18 protein-coding genes are annotated in these 16,589 nt (G+C 37.7%); 9 read left to right on the plus strand and 9 right to left on the minus strand.

Annotation, left to right across the window (positions count from 1 at the left end):
- Nucleotides 1-7: 7 nt before the first annotated feature.
- From MWU56_RS04640 to MWU56_RS04660, 5 genes are all read left to right on the plus strand, one after another.
- On the plus strand, nucleotides 8-1,264 hold the full coding sequence (locus MWU56_RS04640) for a metal-dependent hydrolase family protein (RefSeq protein ID WP_247042670.1): 1,257 nt from the start codon (nucleotides 8-10) through the stop codon (nucleotides 1,262-1,264).
- 137 nt (nucleotides 1,265-1,401) lie between these two features.
- Nucleotides 1,402-3,321 (plus strand): S9 family peptidase, encoded by a 1,920-nt coding sequence (locus MWU56_RS04645; protein ID WP_247042671.1) that lies wholly within the window; start codon nucleotides 1,402-1,404, stop codon nucleotides 3,319-3,321.
- Nucleotides 3,318-4,010, plus strand: a complete 693-nt coding sequence (locus MWU56_RS04650; protein ID WP_247042672.1) for a DUF2490 domain-containing protein — start codon at nucleotides 3,318-3,320, stop codon at nucleotides 4,008-4,010. Before MWU56_RS04645 ends, MWU56_RS04650 begins: the two co-directional genes overlap by 4 nt.
- A 73-nt stretch (nucleotides 4,011-4,083) precedes the next feature.
- Entirely contained in the window at nucleotides 4,084-4,671 is a 588-nt protein-coding gene (locus MWU56_RS04655) for a superoxide dismutase family protein (RefSeq protein WP_247042673.1), read from the plus strand.
- A gap of 91 nt (nucleotides 4,672-4,762) precedes the next feature.
- Nucleotides 4,763-5,386 carry a YceI family protein gene (locus tag MWU56_RS04660; protein WP_247042674.1) on the plus strand — a complete coding sequence of 208 codons (624 nt, stop codon included), beginning with the start codon at nucleotides 4,763-4,765 and terminating at the stop codon, nucleotides 5,384-5,386.
- A gap of 237 nt (nucleotides 5,387-5,623) precedes the next feature.
- On the opposite strand, the gene MWU56_RS04665 is transcribed toward MWU56_RS04660, so the two are convergent.
- On the minus strand, nucleotides 5,624-6,604 hold the full coding sequence (locus tag MWU56_RS04665) for a CorA family divalent cation transporter (protein WP_247042676.1): 981 nt from the start codon (nucleotides 6,602-6,604) through the stop codon (nucleotides 5,624-5,626).
- A gap of 70 nt (nucleotides 6,605-6,674) precedes the next feature.
- On the opposite strand from MWU56_RS04665, the gene MWU56_RS04670 reads away from it, so the two are divergent.
- Together MWU56_RS04670 and MWU56_RS04675 are read left to right on the plus strand one after the other, a co-directional pair.
- Nucleotides 6,675-7,217 (plus strand): mechanosensitive ion channel family protein, encoded by a 543-nt coding sequence (locus MWU56_RS04670; RefSeq protein WP_247042679.1) that lies wholly within the window; start codon nucleotides 6,675-6,677, stop codon nucleotides 7,215-7,217.
- A gap of 428 nt (nucleotides 7,218-7,645) precedes the next feature.
- The gene (locus tag MWU56_RS04675; RefSeq protein ID WP_247042682.1) at nucleotides 7,646-8,836 is read left to right on the plus strand and encodes an LETM1-related biofilm-associated protein; all 1,191 of its coding nucleotides are present in this window, start codon (nucleotides 7,646-7,648) and stop codon (nucleotides 8,834-8,836) included.
- Nucleotides 8,837-8,926: 90 nt separating this feature from the next.
- On the opposite strand, the gene MWU56_RS04680 is transcribed toward MWU56_RS04675, so the two are convergent.
- From MWU56_RS04680 to MWU56_RS04710, 7 genes are all read right to left on the minus strand, one after another.
- Nucleotides 8,927-9,682: a LytR/AlgR family response regulator transcription factor gene (locus MWU56_RS04680; protein WP_247042684.1), complete on the minus strand. Its 756-nt coding sequence runs from the start codon at nucleotides 9,680-9,682 to the stop codon at nucleotides 8,927-8,929.
- A 93-nt stretch (nucleotides 9,683-9,775) separates the two neighbouring features.
- Nucleotides 9,776-10,108, minus strand: coding sequence for a 2TM domain-containing protein (locus MWU56_RS04685; RefSeq protein ID WP_247042687.1), 333 nt, complete (start codon nucleotides 10,106-10,108; stop codon nucleotides 9,776-9,778).
- Nucleotides 10,109-10,113: 5 nt separating this feature from the next.
- Entirely contained in the window at nucleotides 10,114-10,419 is a 306-nt protein-coding gene (locus MWU56_RS04690) for a 2TM domain-containing protein (RefSeq protein WP_247042689.1), read from the minus strand.
- 2 nt (nucleotides 10,420-10,421) lie between these two features.
- Nucleotides 10,422-10,724 (minus strand): 2TM domain-containing protein, encoded by a 303-nt coding sequence (locus MWU56_RS04695; RefSeq protein WP_247042690.1) that lies wholly within the window; start codon nucleotides 10,722-10,724, stop codon nucleotides 10,422-10,424.
- Between the two features lie 44 nt (nucleotides 10,725-10,768).
- Nucleotides 10,769-11,047 carry a 2TM domain-containing protein gene (locus MWU56_RS04700; protein ID WP_247042691.1) on the minus strand — a complete coding sequence of 93 codons (279 nt, stop codon included), beginning with the start codon at nucleotides 11,045-11,047 and terminating at the stop codon, nucleotides 10,769-10,771.
- A 226-nt stretch (nucleotides 11,048-11,273) separates the two neighbouring features.
- On the minus strand, nucleotides 11,274-12,602 hold the full coding sequence (locus tag MWU56_RS04705) for a 2TM domain-containing protein (protein ID WP_247042692.1): 1,329 nt from the start codon (nucleotides 12,600-12,602) through the stop codon (nucleotides 11,274-11,276).
- A gap of 6 nt (nucleotides 12,603-12,608) precedes the next feature.
- Complete coding sequence (locus tag MWU56_RS04710) at nucleotides 12,609-13,232, minus strand: hypothetical protein (RefSeq protein WP_247042693.1); 624 nt, start codon at nucleotides 13,230-13,232, stop codon at nucleotides 12,609-12,611.
- Nucleotides 13,233-13,425: 193 nt separating this feature from the next.
- Between MWU56_RS04710 and MWU56_RS04715 the strand changes: the two genes are divergently transcribed.
- The gene (locus MWU56_RS04715; protein ID WP_247042694.1) at nucleotides 13,426-14,037 is read left to right on the plus strand and encodes an FMN-binding negative transcriptional regulator; all 612 of its coding nucleotides are present in this window, start codon (nucleotides 13,426-13,428) and stop codon (nucleotides 14,035-14,037) included.
- A gap of 4 nt (nucleotides 14,038-14,041) precedes the next feature.
- On the opposite strand, the gene MWU56_RS04720 is transcribed toward MWU56_RS04715, so the two are convergent.
- Nucleotides 14,042-15,829 carry a PorP/SprF family type IX secretion system membrane protein gene (locus tag MWU56_RS04720; RefSeq protein WP_247042695.1) on the minus strand — a complete coding sequence of 596 codons (1,788 nt, stop codon included), beginning with the start codon at nucleotides 15,827-15,829 and terminating at the stop codon, nucleotides 14,042-14,044.
- 272 nt (nucleotides 15,830-16,101) lie between these two features.
- Here MWU56_RS04720 and MWU56_RS04725 point away from each other — a divergent pair, with 272 nt between their 5' ends.
- A complete protein-coding gene (locus MWU56_RS04725) occupies nucleotides 16,102-16,575 on the plus strand; it encodes a GNAT family N-acetyltransferase (RefSeq protein ID WP_247042697.1) in 474 nt (157 codons plus the stop codon).
- Nucleotides 16,576-16,589: the final 14 nt, after the last annotated feature.

The raw sequence follows: 16,589 nt of genomic DNA on the forward strand, positions 1-16,589 counted from the left end.
TCTCAACATGCAATTAAAATACTATTTCTTCACGCTACTACTAGTATGTTTAAACAGTTTACAATCACAAATCTTATTGGTTCCAGAGCGGGTTTTTGATGGTACGGCAATGCATACTGATTGGGTTGTAGCGGTAAATGAAAATCGAATTGCCTACGCCGGACCAATAGATGGTCTCAAAAAAGCCAACTCCTATACAAAACAGGCATTGACAGGCATGACCTTAATGCCGGGTATTATCGAAGGTCATTCACATTTATTGTTGCACCCCTACAACGAAACTGTTTGGAACGATCAAGTTTTGAAAGAGTCTCCTGTAGAAAGAGCCGTCAGAGGTGTGGTCCATGCCAAAAATTCCTTGATGGCCGGCGTAACTTCCATGCGCGATCTCGGCTCCGAAGGGGCTGGATATACAGATCTTTACCTAAAGAAATCCATTGATGATGGAATTGTTCCCGGTCCACGCACTTTAATGGCGGGGCCAGCCATAGTGGCCACTGGAGCCTATGGCCCAAAAGGCTTTCATGATGGGGTCAAAGTGCCGTTGGGAGCTATTCCAGTAAGTGGTGTGAACGAAGCCATTAAAGAAGTTCGCACCCAGTTGGGAAATGGAGCCAACCTCATAAAAATTTACGCCGACTACCGTTGGGGCAAAGGAGAACCTTCGCAACCCACATTTTTGCAAGAAGAAATCAATGCCATGGTTTCGGCGGCCACCACTGCTGGCCGCTATGTGGTAGCACATGCAAGTACTCCCGAAGGAATGCTCCGCGCTATTACTGGCGGTGTCGAAACCATTGAACATGGTGATGGGGGCACTTTGGAGATTTTTAATTTGATGAAAGAAAAGCAAATAGCCTTCTGCCCTACTCTGGCCGCTGGTGATGCTATTGAACAATATAACGGATGGAAAAAAGGTATACAGCCCGACCCCGCACGAGTGGCCAACAAGAAAAAAACGTTCCAGCTTGCTTTGCAGTCCGGGGTGGATATTATTTTCGGTGGCGATGTTGGTGTATTCACACATGGTGAAAATTACCGCGAACTTGAACTTATGGTGGCCTACGGAATGGATCCAACAAAAGCTTTGCAATCAGCAACTTCCGTTAATGCAAAAATCCTTCATTTTAAAGAATTGGGAATGATTAAAAAAGACTACTTAGCGGATATTATTGCTGTAGAAGGTAATCCCATAGAGGATATCTCTAAAATGAAGCATGTTAAATACGTGATGAAAAATGGCGTTGTTTACAAAAATAACTAGAGAATTATTTATCCAGCGCTACTAACTATACAGCGTCATAATACCGTATTTAAGTTATGAAGTAGTATGTTTTTGATATCTTTAAAGCGTTATTCAATTCTGAGAAAGTCCCCTTTTAATCTAAACACAATTCACTAATGAAAAAATTACTGATCATTGCTCTAATCTCAAGTTTTTGGGCCTGTAAAGAAGAAAAGAAGGAACCTACTATTGCCGATACCATGAAGACGTATTCCATTAGCCAGATGATGGATAACGAATCTATTGCGGGGGGAAGTTTTTCACCTGATAAATCCAAATTACTGGTTTCAAGTAATCGTTCTGGTATATATAACATGTACACGATTCCGACTTCTGGTGGCGACATGATGCCTGTAACACAATCGGACAGTTCCTCAGTGTTTGCCATCTCCTACTTTCCAAAAGACGAAAGGATGTTGTTCCGAATGGATAATAATGGAGATGAAATCTATCACATTTTTGTCAGGGATACAGATGGCAACCACAAGGACCTTACCCCTGAGGAAGGTGCCCGTTCCTTATTTTACCAATGGTCCAAAGATAAGAGTGCATTCTTTTATGGTTCAAATAAAAGGGATAATAGGTTTATGGATCTCTATAAAATGGATTTGGAAACCTTGAGCTCTCAATTGATATATCAAAATGATGATGGTTACGATATAAATACTGTTTCTACTGATGAAAAGTATGTAGCACTGAGCAAATCCATCAATACCAATGACAGCGATTTGTTTTTGCATGATCTGGAATCGGGAGAGTTAAAGAAAATAAATAAGAACCAAAGCGGTAATTATGGTCAGGATTTTTCACATGATGGCTCAACTTTTTATTATACCACCGATGATGGCAGTGAGTTTTCATATGTAATGAAGTACACTATTGCCGATGAATCCTACGAAAAGGCCATGGAACGAGATTGGGATATTTCTGGAAGTTATTTTACCCAAAATGGCACCTATCAAGTAACCTATATAAATGAGGATGCGAAAAATACCATTGAAGTAGTGGAAGTTGCTACTGGGGAGAAAATAGCGTTGCCCACAGTTGAAAACATGGAAATTACCAGTGTTAGTTTTTCCGATGATGAAACCATGATGCGCTTTTATGCAGGAGGATCCCATACACCCTCGAACCTATATGTGTACAATCTAGAGACCAAGGAACAGAAAAAACTCACCGATGTGCTAAACCCTGAGGTACAGGCTCAGGATTTGGTAAAAGCAGAAGTGGTCCGTTACAAATCCTTTGATGGATTGGAAATACCGGCTATTTTTTACACGCCGCACCAGGCAAGCACGGAAAACCCGGTACCTGCATTGGTCTGGGTACATGGTGGTCCAGGAGGACAGTCCCGTCAAAATTTTAGTTCGTTCATTCAATATTTGGTAAATCATGGATATGCTGTATTGGCAGTGAACAACCGAGGTAGTAGCGGATATGGTAAAACCTTTTATCAAATGGATGACTTGAACCACGGCGACAAAGACCTTAAAGATTGTATAGAAGGAAAAAACTGGTTGGCCCAACAGCCTGGAATTGATGGTGATAAAATTGGAATCATCGGAGGTTCTTACGGCGGTTACATGACCATGGCGGCATTAACCTATGCGCCAGAAGAGTTTGATGTGGGTGTGAACCTGTTCGGGGTCACCAATTGGATGAGAACACTTAAAAGCATTCCGCCGTGGTGGGAATCCTTCAAAGAAGCACTTTATAAAGAATTGGGGAATCCATACAGTGCAGACTCTGTTCGTTTGAAACAGATTTCACCCCTTTTCCATACCGATAAAGTGACCAAACCATTGATCGTTCTTCAAGGTTCGCAAGATCCGCGAGTATTGCAAGTGGAATCGGATGAGATAGTCGCAGGTGTCCGTAAAAATGGGGTTCCCGTAGAATACGTACTTTTTGAGGATGAAGGGCATGGTTTTGTCAAAAAAGAAAACCAGATTACCGCATATAGCAAAATTTTAGAGTTTTTGGACGAGTACCTAAAAAAAGATAATAGTAACTCAATTAAAGAAGAAGATATATGATAAAAAAATTAGCATGCTTATTTAGTTTATTTGGATTATTGACAATAAATGCACAACAACCTGGTGAAGATGAATTGGGAACTTGGTTTATGTATTTTGGCACCAACAAAGTTTCGGAACGTTTTAGTATTCATACCGAAGCCCAGTTCAGGTTTTACGAGACCACCAGTAATTTTAACCAGATGCTTTTACGGACAGGGCTCAATTATCATATCAATCCAAATGCAATAGCCACTGCTGGTTATGGTTTTATCAATACCGATAATACTTTTTATGAGTTTGAAGGAGAAGTCAACCCCAAAGAGCATCGAATTTTTGAACAATTTATTCTAAAGAATAAGGTTTGGGAATTCTTATTTGAACATCGTTATCGATTGGAGCAACGTTTCTTGGATTTTGGAGATCTTACGGAAACGCAGCACAGGGCGCGCTATCGTATACAAATGACATTACCTCTGACCAATACTTTTTTCTTGAACTTTTATGATGAGCTATTTATTAATCTTCAAGATGATTTGTTCGGTCAAAACCGTCTGTACGGTGCTGTTGGTGTAAACATCACCGAAAACAGCAGCATTCAGGTCGGGTATTTGAGAAATCAGTTTTCCAATGCCGTTTATGACCGTCTGCAAATTGGAGTTTTTTATAATCCAGATCTGAGGGGGCTTTTCAATAATGAAAAACCCTAAAAATCAAAAGGTGAAAAGGTTGACATCGCCATAAATATTAGTTAACTTAAAAGCTAACTAAAAATTTATTGCAATGAAATCATTACGAATAATAGCGTTAGCACTAATATTTATAACAGCATTTAGCTGTAAACAAGCAAAAAAAGAAGCTGAAAAAACTACAGAGGAAGTAGAGGAAACGGTAGAACAGATAGTGGAGACCATGGAGCCCCAGGTGATTACCTTTACTATGGAACCCAAGAGTGATAGTAATGTGAATGGTGAAGTTATGTTCACCGAGGAAGATAATGAGGTAATTATGAGAGCTACATTCACCGGACTTGATGAAGGAGAACATGCCATACATCTTCATGAAAAAGCAGATTGCTCTTCTGCTGACGGAAAATCAACTGGAGGACATTGGAATCCAACTTTTGAACAACATGGTAAATGGGGTTCGGAAGATGGTTATCACAAAGGTGATATAGGTAATTTCTCAACTGATTCCAATGGCAACGCAATTGTGGATTTTTCTACAGATGAATGGTGCATTGGTTGTGACGACGATACCAAAAACATTTTGGGAAAAGCTGTAATAGTCCATCAAGGTGTGGATGATTATACATCGCAACCCTCGGGTGCCGCTGGTGCAAGAATAGCTTGCACAGGAATAATCCAATAATACTTTATCAAAAGCTGTCCTCTGGACAGCTTTTTTTATTGACATCCCTTTAAATATTGCCTAACTTGGACCTAAATTTAAAATTTTCAGAATGAAAAAAATACAAATTGTGGCGTTGGGCATTCTCTTGGTAACCGCTTTCAGCTGCAAACAAACCAAAAAAGAAGAAAAAAAGGAAGAACCAACTGCCTCCTCCTATAGTATTGTGCAGGATTCTACAGATGTTCGCTTTACAGCTTACAAAACTACGGACAAAGTTCCTGTTGGTGGAACCTTTGAAGAAGTTGAACTCACTTATACATCGGGGGAAACTCCAATAGAGACCTTGAACGGACTCGAGTTCACTATTCCAATAAGCAGTTTATTTACCAATGATCCTACCGAAGTTAGAGATCCAAAAATTATTGAATTCTTTTTTGATAAAATGATAGAGACCCAATCTATTTCAGGAGTTTTTACTTTTAAGGATGACCAAACGTGTACTGTCAATTTGAGTATGAACGGAGTAACCACGGAACTTCCTATGGAATATGAAATCACAGATGACAATTATGTGAACTTTTCTGGGGTAATGGATTTAAAACAATGGGATGCCTTAGATGCGTTAGCTGCTTTGCACGAAGCTTGCGAAATTTTGCATACCGGTGCTGATGGTATAAGTAAAACCTGGGAAGATGTTGCCATAAATGCATCAGTTTTATTGGAACAGAACTAATTAATCCCCAATAAATAAAGCATATGAAAAGAGCTGCATCCGCAGCTCTTTTTTTATCAGAAAAAAGAAGGCCGCTTAGATTCCCTAAATTAACTTATAGACCCAAGCCGTGATTTCATAAACGGTTGCGATTGTATTCAAATACTAATTTTTAATATCGAGATTTAAAAACCATTTAGGTTAATTATAAAGTTTAATCCACATTGGATAAAAAAGCCAAAAAAGGAAATCAAGCACTTAAAACCACTTTTTGCGTTTAAAAACAATGATGGAGAATATAGAAATGACCAACATTGCCCCCAACAATACAAAGTATCCATAAGGCCATTTTAATTCGGGTATATTTTCGAAGTTCATTCCATAGATTCCAGCCAAAAATGTAAGCGGGATAAAAATGACCGAGAAAATGGTCAAAGTCTTCATAACTTCGTTCAAACGATGGCCCTGTACACTAAAAAACAGATTTATCTGACTTTCCAATTCCAATATGTCAGAATCTATATCCATGATTAAGCCATTGATCTGTTCCCTAAGTTCACTATAATATTTAGTTTGAAATCCATTCACCTCAACCCTTTCCAACTTCACTATAATATCCCTAAGTCCATGTGTAGCTTTTTTAAAATCGTGGATTTTGGCCTTTTTTTGCTCCACTTCAAACATAAATTCAGGTGTGGGTTCCTTTTTTACAATGGCATTCAATGCGTTTTCCATCAGTACGGTTTCTTCGTATTTTTCCTTGTAGTTTGTAATCAATGTTTCCAAAATAAAGAAGAGAAGATAATCCGCACGTTTTTTTCTAATAATGCCCTTATTTTCGAATATCCGTTCGCGAATCCAATCAAAATGATCGCCCCGCTTTTCTTGGATACACCAAACAAAATCTTTTGATACTACAAAATACATTTGTTCGGAATCCATATTGTGGTATTCAGTCTTTAAGATTCGGGCAGCCACAAATAGTTGATTTTCCAACTCAATCACCTTACTCCCCATTTGCTGCTTAAGCAATAATCTAAGTAGAAAATCATCCAAATCGTTTTCGTTTACCATGTGGCGGAATTCCTCCATATAGTTTAAACCATATGTATTTATCCAGGTTATGGACTTATCACCTTTAGACAGTAATAAATCTTCTTTCAAAGAGAATTTTTGGTTATGGTAATTATCCGGCGAGTAATTTATTACCCATGAATTTTCTTCAAAATCTGTTTTCATGCTTTAGTAAGTGAAAGGGTTTATTCGTAGTTTAGAACTATAAGTTAATCCAAATTTACTAAGTGCAGTCATGATTGATCCAACTTCCTTTAAATCCGAGCTTTTATACACTATAATACTTCTGGTTATTGTTTTCTCCCTTCATTCTTTGAACAAAAGAGCCATACGGCGATTCGGCCGAACCAGTGCCATTGACATGAATAGCCGTAAAGTGATTTTCTACCTCAACAGCCTTCTATTCTTTATAGTAGCTATTGTGGGCATTTCTTTGATTTGGGGTGTTAATTTGAAAGATTTTTCGGTTTTCCTATCTTCAGTATTGGCCATTGTGGGTATAGGATTTGTGGCGCAATGGTCTATATTATCAAACTTAACGGCCAGTGTAATACTATTTTTTAGCCATCCCTTACGACTGGGTGACAGAATTAGAGTGATGGACAAAGATTTTGATTGGACCGGTGAGGTGGAAGACATTAGTGGTTTTTACCTTTTTATGAGAACAGATGACGGTAAAAGATTGACGATACCCACCAACCTGGTAATCCAAAAAGGAATTGAAATTTTGAATAAGAAAACTACCGATACTGAAGTTTCTTCGATTGTGGAGGAATAAAAAAACATGCTTTTGAGGCTGTCAGCACACCTAAAAAATACCTAGTGCATAAGTACTAAGTTAATTTCCTGTTTACTTCTGCCAAAAGTGCTTATACTATTGTTTTCACTCATTCTTAATCTGATTTACAATCAAACTCGATAGGTAAATAAGTTCTCTTTAATTAGAATCGCCAAAGTCCCAATGGTCCTATCCATACCCGAATAGTTTCCACAATTGTGAAGTTTTCTTAAACTTAATCCATATACTATGGTTTTATAACTACTTAGCCTTAAAACCGCTTCTTACTTTGCATTAGAAAACCATATCGAAGATAGCTAGTTATTAAGCATATTAAAATTAGGTTAAGCGAATTTTATCGAAGTGTTTTAACTTGAGTAAAGCAAATTCGGGTAAATTGTTTTACTTTGACAAGTTAATTATCAAAAATGAACCCTTCTACCTCAGGATGGATCAACAAATTTGGTCACCTCGTAGATCAACAGTCTTCGCCGTTTAAAGACTTTGATAGCCTGTACAGAGAACTCAAAAAAAATGGGTTCGTATACGGCGTACATTTAGGCATACCTTCTTTTATAGAAGTGGAACATACCTTAAGTGAGGACGAGATTGCCAAAACCAATCTACTTACTGCTTTATACTTTACCTATACTTTTGAGGTGGGTAAAACAGATTTTGAAGCATTTGTTAGCAAAGTATTTGAGTACTACCAATCTTTGGAGGTTAGTCGTATATCGTTCCTGAACAAAATATTGACCGGTTCTAAAACAATGTCGCAACTTGAACAATTAATCGACTCAAGAATCTATTTGAGTGATAATACTTTTAGCAGAGCATTCGGAAATAGCTTGACCAATTCCTTGCTTTATGTAGACATTCTGATATTCACCATCTACCTCCGAAGCAAAAAAAACATGATGGAACACGCTCAACTTTTAGAGTACGTTACCATCAATATCGTATACAACGCACTCAACGCCAAAGAGACTCAGGAATCGGATGCGAAATTGATTCAATTGTTAGGTTCATCGTTAACGTATTTAGATCTGGACAAAGCAAAATATGAGGGTAATTATTCCGACCTGTTGACAAAGAATTTTACTAAAAATGAAAAGGATTATTTTTTGGATATGGCCTGTTTGACCATATGGGAAGATAAGACCCTAGACTATACAGAAACAGATTATATTTTTGGCTTGGGAAAAGACCTGGACAAGTCTAAAAAAGAGGTGGAGTCGGAGCTTAAATTTGTAGAGGTTTTCTTTGAGGAAAATAAGGAGAAAATTGCATACTTAAATAATAAAAATTTAGCTGTTCAATTCTATGATGGCATGTCTAAAAATGTAAGTAAGCTTATTCTCAGAAACAGTAAAAGGTTAAAAAAAGAGCTCACAGAAAGTCGCGAATTGGTTGCACTTTTATCCAAGTCAACGGTTAAAGATTTAAACCACGAAGAGAAGAAAAAAGTACAGAATCAGTTATTGGATATTTTTAAGAGTATTCCATCCTTGGCTATATTTATGTTGCCAGGAGGCGCTATTCTTTTACCTATTTTTATTAAATTGATTCCTAAATTACTGCCTTCTGCCTTTGACGACAATAGGGTTGATAAAAAATAGAAAATTTATCCCAAAAAACCTACTATAAGAAAAACTTATAATGAGTTTTTAAAAGCAGGTGTCATTTGATATTCAGACGTTTAAATAGAATCACTCTAACCACAACTTAAAGTCTCTAACTCGCTCCCTACTTACTATTACCTCATGCTCTTTAAAGTGATTAAACTTTATTTGAAGCCTTGAATTTGTGTATGAAATAATATCTGCTATGTGATTGATATTCACGTAAAACTTACGGCTTATCCTAAAAAACGATTGTGGTACCAACTCTTCTTCCAACTGCTCCAATGTGGTGTCCAATAAATAATTTCTCCCATCCGAAGTTGCGGCATACGTCCCTTTGTTTTCGCTATAAAAACATTCGACATCATCGGCATTTATAATTTTTAAATGCTGCCCCACCTTAGCGGTAAATCGTTTTTTATATTCACGCTCCAAAGGGTTCACCAAAAGGTTTTTGATATCGTTAAAATCGATGGGGATTTTTTGATTTTCCGGCTTAAAATTTTGATACTTTTTTACAGCACTTTCCAACTCTTCTTCGTCAATAGGTTTTAACAAATAATCAATGCTATTTAACTTGAAGGCCTGGAGTGCATATTCGTCATATGCAGTAGTGAAAATGATAGCGCTTTTCACCTTGACCACATCAAAAATTTCAAAGGAAAGCCCATCAGATAATTGGATGTCGAGGAAGATCAAATCAGGGTGTGGATTATCTTGAAACCAGACAATAGATTCTTCGACGGAATGTAGCATGGTGGAAACTTCCAATTCCAATTCTGAGAGCAATCTAGACAACCTTCTTGCCGCTGGTTTTTCGTCTTCAATGATCAGGACATTCATGTGCTTTTGTTTAGTATTGTGGTGATTGTTTTATTATGCTCTCGCTTTACTTTTTTACTTGATCATTAAGGAATAATCTCCCCAATGATGTAACTACTTATATTTGTTTGTTTGCTCCCTATCCTCATCCATATACTTTTGGATTTGGCGCTCTTCCCACTTTTTGACAAAAGTAAATTTATCCCGAAAAATAATTAGGGTATGCACCACCAATATCAATCCCCAAATGATAATATTGGCATTTATCCAATCGTAAAAATAGGACTCTTTGGGAAATGCTTCAGGTAACAAAGAGTTCATTGCCCCAATTTTAAGAAGGTAAAGAAACCCGTTGATAACAACAAACACCAATATATGTCGGTAATACCCCTTTAGTTCCTTAACTCGCTTTTTCGCAGCTTCTATGGCATTGTTTTTATCAATCATGTCCCCTACTTGTATTTATTCATTTCCTCTTTGTCCTCGTCCATGTACTTTTTAATCTGACGTTCCTCCCAGTCTTTGCCCAAAAAGGGGTTAAATCCAAAGGTTTTAGATGCGTGAAAGAGCACTCCAATGCCCCAAGCAACCAATGTTATAAAATGCTCCCACTGCCAAAAGGTCTCGGTATTCAAATAAATATTGATTAAAATAAAGGTGTTAACGACTACATAAATGGACAAATGGATATAAAACCCCTTCAGTTCGTCGATTCGTTTTTTGGCTCTATTGTATTTGTCTTTATTTAAACTATCCATAATTATCGCCATTTATCATTTTGTTCATCTTCCTTCATAAACTCTTCAATTTTGCGCTTCTCCCATTGTTTTCCAAAAAATGGATTTAAGTCAAATGTTTTCAGAGCATGAAAAACAATTCCTATGCCCCATCCAAAGGCCGCCCACAAAAACCACATATAGCCAAAACCAGTGGTTAAGTAATTTATCAATGCCAATCCAGAAATTACCAGTACATAAGAAGTAAGATTGCCATAAAACTTCTTTAGTTCGTCCACGCGCCCCCTGGCCCTAATGTATTTACTTTCTTTATCGGTGTTCTCCATAATATTTGTGTTTGCTGAGATGTGGTAGTTAAAAATACTCATTATTAAAATTCTTTATCGTTCATAAATTGCTGAATCTTACGCTCTTCCCATTGCTTTCCAAAGATAGGGTTGTGACCATAGGCAGTCATCCAGAGACATATCAGCCCTATCCCCCACCCAATGGCCGGGAAAATGGCCCAAGGGATGTCCGTTGTCCTATAATTGATGTACACCAAAAGTGGAATTACAATACAATAAGCAATTAAACTATGATAAAAGGATTTAATGTTCCCCACTCTTTCCTTGGCTCTGGTGTATCGCTGTTCGTTTAAATTTTCCATGACTGTTCGTTCTTAGTATTGATTACATGTCAAACTTCGGAAAACCTATAAGCAAAAAGAAAAACGAGTTTCTGAATTGTAATTTTAAAGGGATGAATTGTGGTTGGTTAGGGTGAAGGGTACTAGGCTAAGGAAGATACAGAAAATTACAGCGAATAGTAAAGACAATTTAGACTCAATCAATGCACTCTCATTTGAATTCGAACGAACCTCTGGCATCCAGTAACTAAAAATCGTCCTTTTCCATAAGCTCCCTAATTTTTCGCTCCTCCCAGCGTTTGCCCCATAACGGATTGTAACCAAAAGCTTCCATGCCATGGGCGAGCACACCAAAGCCCCAACCAATTGTTGGGAAAAATGCCCATAAAAAATCCGTAGTCCGGAAATTGAGCCACCATAAAAACGGAATAACAATACAGTAGGCCATAAGATTGCCATAAAAGTCCTTTATAGCTTTTACCCTTTCTTTTGCCTTTGCATATCGCTTCTCCTCGATATAATGCTCTTGGGTTTCCATTACGGTATACTTTTGGGTGAGCATGGGTAGAAACACACTAAAATCCTTCTCTGTTTTTTTAATGACCATTTCGCGATCTGTCAAAATGTTATAACGTTGTTTTATATTTTGAAGTCCAACCCCGCTACTTTTTTTCACCACTTGTTTTTCCTGAAGATTATTGGTAACGACCAACATTCCCTGTTTTTCAAAAACCTTGATGTGCAATGGTTTGGATGATGTGACCACATTGTGTTTTACCGCATTTTCCAATAAAAGCTGCAAGGACAACGGTACAATTTTAGCTTCGGGCTGGGAACAATTGTCCGGAATATCAAAAATGATACTATCCTCGAAACGCATTTTCAGAAGACGCACGTAGGTTCTGGCAAACTTCAGTTCTTCATCTACCGTGACCAAGTCTTTGTTTTTCTGTTCCAGTACATATCGATATACTTTGGAAAGGGAAGTTGTAAAGTTTTGGGCTTGACGCGGGTCTTCCTCTATCAAGCTGGTCAACACGTTAAGACTATTGAACAAAAAATGGGGGTCGAGCTGGTTTTTAAGCGCATCGAATCTGGCCGATGCCGATCCCGCAATTATCTTTTGCTCCTTTACCTGCTTTTCCTTGTAATATTTGTAGTAATAGGCCGCATAGAACAATAGTGCGACCACCATAGATATTATAAAAGAATAAAAATAATACTGTGGTCGCTCTCCTGTGAAAAATACATCTAGCGGAGTTTTGTTAACAACCACTCTCAATATCAAACGGGCAATAAAAATTCCAATTATCGATGCGACAATGTTTCCCAACACACCATAGGCAATGTACTTTCTGGTAAACAGCTCTTTTTTGTACTTACGCATCAATAGTATAAATGAACCTGCGTTACACAAGTATATAGTCACCGAGAAAATCATACTTTCCCAAAATTCCACCCATAATTCTTGTATACTCAATTCCCATCCATTCAAAAAAATAATAATGAGGACCACCAAAAAAATGGCAATCCCCACTATAATCGATTTGAATATTTCTCTTAGTAAGAGTTTCATCTTTTTCTATTTCCCACAGTTTGCCAAAACTTCTTCAGCTCTTTCTTTTCCCCACGAAGGATAAAACGGTGTTTCGGATTTAAAGGTAACAAAAAGTTCCAAGGCCTTTTCCACATCCTTACAATAGGGTGTTATATCCTTTCCAAAATATCTTGCGGACCCCATATCCCATTCCGCCTTTGAGAATACTACTCGTGGATTATCGGGTGCCAATTCCATTGCCTTTTGATAGAGTTGTGTGTTCTGTTGTGAAAGTGTCATACCATATGTAGCTCCATCAAAAGAAATCCAAGCTGTGTTTATTAATGCCTCTTGAATCAAAAGCTCGGGATTGTCCGGAGAAATGGCTTTGGCCACATCCAAAAACTCTTTTGCCTTTTCCAGTTGTTTGCTCAATTTATTTTCATCTTTTTCACCAAAGGATATAATAGTGTTTATTTGGGAAACATAGTAGTAAGGGAGCCATTTATCCTGTTCTGCCGTTGCAATACGCTCAAACATATTGGACGCTTCCACCACTTTTTGATTCTGCCACAAACCAAAAGCCTTTTCCATTCCTTGGGAATAACGATCTTGGGCATTACCAATAGTGGCTCCCAGTAGTAGCATTGATAAAATAAGTTTTTTCATGACTGTTATTTTTAGCTCCTGCAAATAATGCTGGATGATTATTGATACCCCAAAGGTGGGTTAAGCACTTAGTTTTTTAAAGGAAGGATTACCGAACTGTACTTTTTTGAGGATGGACTGTGACAACATAAGACCTAAAAAGCCCATTGAATATTTATACTTTAGCAAACGATTCCATAAATTAAATCAAACCATGTACACCCCACCCCACTATAACAACGATGACATTGAAGAAATCAAAAGTTTTTTGAGAAACAACAGCTTTGGCATTTTAATCAATATTGTAGACAACAAACCTTGGGGAACCCACATACCATTAGAACTGGAGACTAATTCACAAGGAAAAGATATTTTGGTTGGACATATTGCCAAGGCCAACCCTCAATGGCAAAATTTTACGGATAAATCCGAAGTCCTATGCATTTTTAATGGTCCACACGCCTATGTTTCCTCATCGTGGTATAAAGAGGAAGAAGTACCTACATGGAACTACATTGCAGTGCACGTTTATGGAGTTTTAAAGGTTTTGACCGAGGAAGAAACCATGGAAGCCATGCACCGATTAGTGGATAAATATGAGAAAGGTTCCAAAAACCCCATTTCTCTTACCAATTTATCGTCTAAAACACTACGTCAAGTAAAAGGTGTGGTAGGTTTTAAAATTCAAATAACGGATATTCAAGCTACGTATAAGCTTTCACAAACTCGTTCGGAGGACCATCATAACATAATTTCTGAACTGAAGGAACGCTCCGACTCTGGGAGTCAAGGCATTGCCGAACATATGAAAGGTAAAAATTCTTAACCGCCTATTCTATATCTTGAAAAATAGTATCTGCCCAGTTGGAGTATCGTGGGTTTTCCACATGCATGATCCAAATTTCATCTTGGTACTTTCCTTTCAATTTTGATTGGTAAGCCGCATATGCCATTTCGTTCTCTTCATATTTAGCCAAATAGACATAATTAAGACCATTATCAGGATTTTTAAAGTATTGTGCTTGCAATCCCTTACTTTTTAATTCCTCCATGAAGCTTTTGAGGTACTTCTCATTTTTGAACACATTGGCCACAATGTAGTGCCCTTGTCCAACACCTTCAAGGTTGATATACTTTTCCAAAGGCTTGAACTCACCACCATTAAAAGTTCCCTCACTTTTTTTCACGACTTGTTTTGATGCTATTTTGGTGTTTTCGGCAAGTGCCGTAGCGGTGGAAGTTTCAATTGCTTTATAAACGGAGTCTAAATCCTTTGTTTCTGCCAAATACAATTTTTGAGCATTCTTTTCAATATCCGGGATTTTGGTTCCATTGTGTCTCTTTACAATTCGCATAACCATCTCAAAGCGCTTTTCCATTTCATCTCCCCTACTTTGCTTCATAGAGTCCATTTTAAATAGCAAATCATCAATCACAGCATAACTGTCTTCTTGTTGTTGTTGTAATTCCGCTATTCGTTCCTCCCAATACGCTCTATCTTCTTTGTTATAGGGTCGCAGTGTGGTTTCTAAATCTAGTTTGCTTTTTTGTTTCGTTTGCTCTGTTTCTTCACCTGCATCTGCCACAGCGGTTGCTTCAATCTTCCTTTTCTCTTCATCTTCGTTTGAAACAAATGTGTTTTTGGAAAGATTGGGCACAAACGAATAAGCGATGGATATTTCGTGGGTAACCCCAAGATTGGCAATACTATTGCTCAAACTTTTTTCAAAATTATATCCAAAGGACAGTCTTTGGTTCAAGTTAAACCCAGTACCGGCGGATGCACCATACAATTGATCATAACCGCCTTGTATCCAACCCAATTTAGGAAGGTCCAAAATAATACCACCTCCAAAAACCGCGTCTTCACTTCCCTCAAAACGAGCACGTGCCAAGGGCATTAACCTGCCATCTTCAAAAACACCTCTACCATTTTCAAACGGGTGGCTGTACTGGATGTGTCCCGAAAATATCTTTTGGTTTAGATTGGTCAAAGATTTTCCGGTTTTCAAATTATAATCCACCAAATTTTGGGCGAAGACACCAAAGTCAAACTTACCGACACTTAAGTTCAACCCAGGTTGGAATGAGATAACGGAATTTTCTTCCGCATCGTTTAAAAATGGATCTTCTTCCATTGCAATAGCTCTACTGGAATCATAGCTACTTACATAATAGGGAATGTTCACTCCAAAGGTTAAGCTGCTCTCTTCCCCCAACTGAATGCCATGGGAATAATTGGCCATTACACCCAAATTGGTAATTACACCTTCCTGTTGGTTGTATAGGCTAAAACCGAGCCCCACCTTTTCGTTTAGCCTACCACTATAACTTAAAAAGTAGTTTTGACGATTGTTGGCGAAATCAGCACTTTGGCTTCTATGAAAAAAGTTAATGTAAGACTTGTCTTCTCGAATAGAAGAGAAAGTGGGATTGATCAAAAACCTGTTGAATTTCAACAAATTTTGAAATGGGACATCATAACTAACATAGGGATTTCCTTCTTGTGCAAGCAAAGGGTTGCTACCAAGGAAAACAATGAGCATTCCTGCATAAATGTAACGCTCAATATGGGGCGGAAATACAATTTGGGGAAACGGGGGTAGTTTTATCTCCATAGCCGATTGGAATTTGTAGGTTAATTTTCCTGATTGGGTCAGGTTTATATGTTTTTAATAGTCTTATCAGCAAGATTTGGGACCTTGTAAGAATTTTATGACTAATTATACTGTAAATTTATTGATTTCATCGTCCAAATGGCAATTTTTTCGTTGAACGGCATAGTGAATTGACGGATAAGCGGTTATAATTCATAAAAATCGGGTTTCAATTCATACATTGACTCTGCTTTCGATTTAAATTTGACCATATATTCACAGAAATTTACTCTATGGACCAATCAATTGTAATTGTTCCCTATTCCAACATCTATAAAGATGCGTTTAGAAAACTGAACGAAGAGTGGATCACCAAATATTTTAATATGGAAGAAATGGATCGCATGGTTCTTTATCATCCTAAAGAATATATCTTGGACAAGGGAGGGTACATTGCAATTGCCCTACTGGATGGCAACCCTGTAGGGGTATGCGCACTGGTTACATACCCATACCATGGTTTTGATTTTGAACTTTCAAAAATGGGTGTCTCCCCAAAAGCACAATGCATGGGCATTGGCAAATTATTAGCGCAACACATTATTACTAAAGCTAAAATTATGGGAGCCAAAAAGATATTCTTGGAAAGCAGTAGAAAATTAGGTCCTGCCATATCGCTTTATAAAAAATTGGGTTTTGTGGAAATAGATAAAATCCCATCTCCATATTCTCGTAGTGATATTCAAATGGAACTTATACTAAAGTAAAGACACAATTTAAC

It is taken from the genome of Allomuricauda sp. F6463D (genome assembly GCF_023015965.1).
GTDB lineage: Bacteria > Bacteroidota > Bacteroidia > Flavobacteriales > Flavobacteriaceae > Flagellimonas.

Coding starts and splice junctions, on each gene's coding strand:
- MWU56_RS04640 (WP_247042670.1), top strand. CDS start 8: ATGCAATTAAAATACTATTTCTTCACGCTACTACTAGTATGTTTAAAC.
- MWU56_RS04645 (WP_247042671.1), top strand. CDS start 1,402: ATGAAAAAATTACTGATCATTGCTCTAATCTCAAGTTTTTGGGCCTGT.
- MWU56_RS04650 (WP_247042672.1), top strand. CDS start 3,318: ATGATAAAAAAATTAGCATGCTTATTTAGTTTATTTGGATTATTGACA.
- MWU56_RS04655 (WP_247042673.1), top strand. CDS start 4,084: ATGAAATCATTACGAATAATAGCGTTAGCACTAATATTTATAACAGCA.
- MWU56_RS04660 (WP_247042674.1), top strand. CDS start 4,763: ATGAAAAAAATACAAATTGTGGCGTTGGGCATTCTCTTGGTAACCGCT.
- MWU56_RS04665 (WP_247042676.1), bottom strand. CDS start 6,604: ATGAAAACAGATTTTGAAGAAAATTCATGGGTAATAAATTACTCGCCG.
- MWU56_RS04670 (WP_247042679.1), top strand. CDS start 6,675: ATGATTGATCCAACTTCCTTTAAATCCGAGCTTTTATACACTATAATA.
- MWU56_RS04675 (WP_247042682.1), top strand. CDS start 7,646: ATGAACCCTTCTACCTCAGGATGGATCAACAAATTTGGTCACCTCGTA.
- MWU56_RS04680 (WP_247042684.1), bottom strand. CDS start 9,682: ATGAATGTCCTGATCATTGAAGACGAAAAACCAGCGGCAAGAAGGTTG.
- MWU56_RS04685 (WP_247042687.1), bottom strand. CDS start 10,108: ATGATTGATAAAAACAATGCCATAGAAGCTGCGAAAAAGCGAGTTAAG.
- MWU56_RS04690 (WP_247042689.1), bottom strand. CDS start 10,419: ATGGATAGTTTAAATAAAGACAAATACAATAGAGCCAAAAAACGAATC.
- MWU56_RS04695 (WP_247042690.1), bottom strand. CDS start 10,724: ATGGAGAACACCGATAAAGAAAGTAAATACATTAGGGCCAGGGGGCGC.
- MWU56_RS04700 (WP_247042691.1), bottom strand. CDS start 11,047: ATGGAAAATTTAAACGAACAGCGATACACCAGAGCCAAGGAAAGAGTG.
- MWU56_RS04705 (WP_247042692.1), bottom strand. CDS start 12,602: ATGAAACTCTTACTAAGAGAAATATTCAAATCGATTATAGTGGGGATT.
- MWU56_RS04710 (WP_247042693.1), bottom strand. CDS start 13,232: ATGAAAAAACTTATTTTATCAATGCTACTACTGGGAGCCACTATTGGT.
- MWU56_RS04715 (WP_247042694.1), top strand. CDS start 13,426: ATGTACACCCCACCCCACTATAACAACGATGACATTGAAGAAATCAAA.
- MWU56_RS04720 (WP_247042695.1), bottom strand. CDS start 15,829: ATGGAGATAAAACTACCCCCGTTTCCCCAAATTGTATTTCCGCCCCAT.
- MWU56_RS04725 (WP_247042697.1), top strand. CDS start 16,102: ATGGACCAATCAATTGTAATTGTTCCCTATTCCAACATCTATAAAGAT.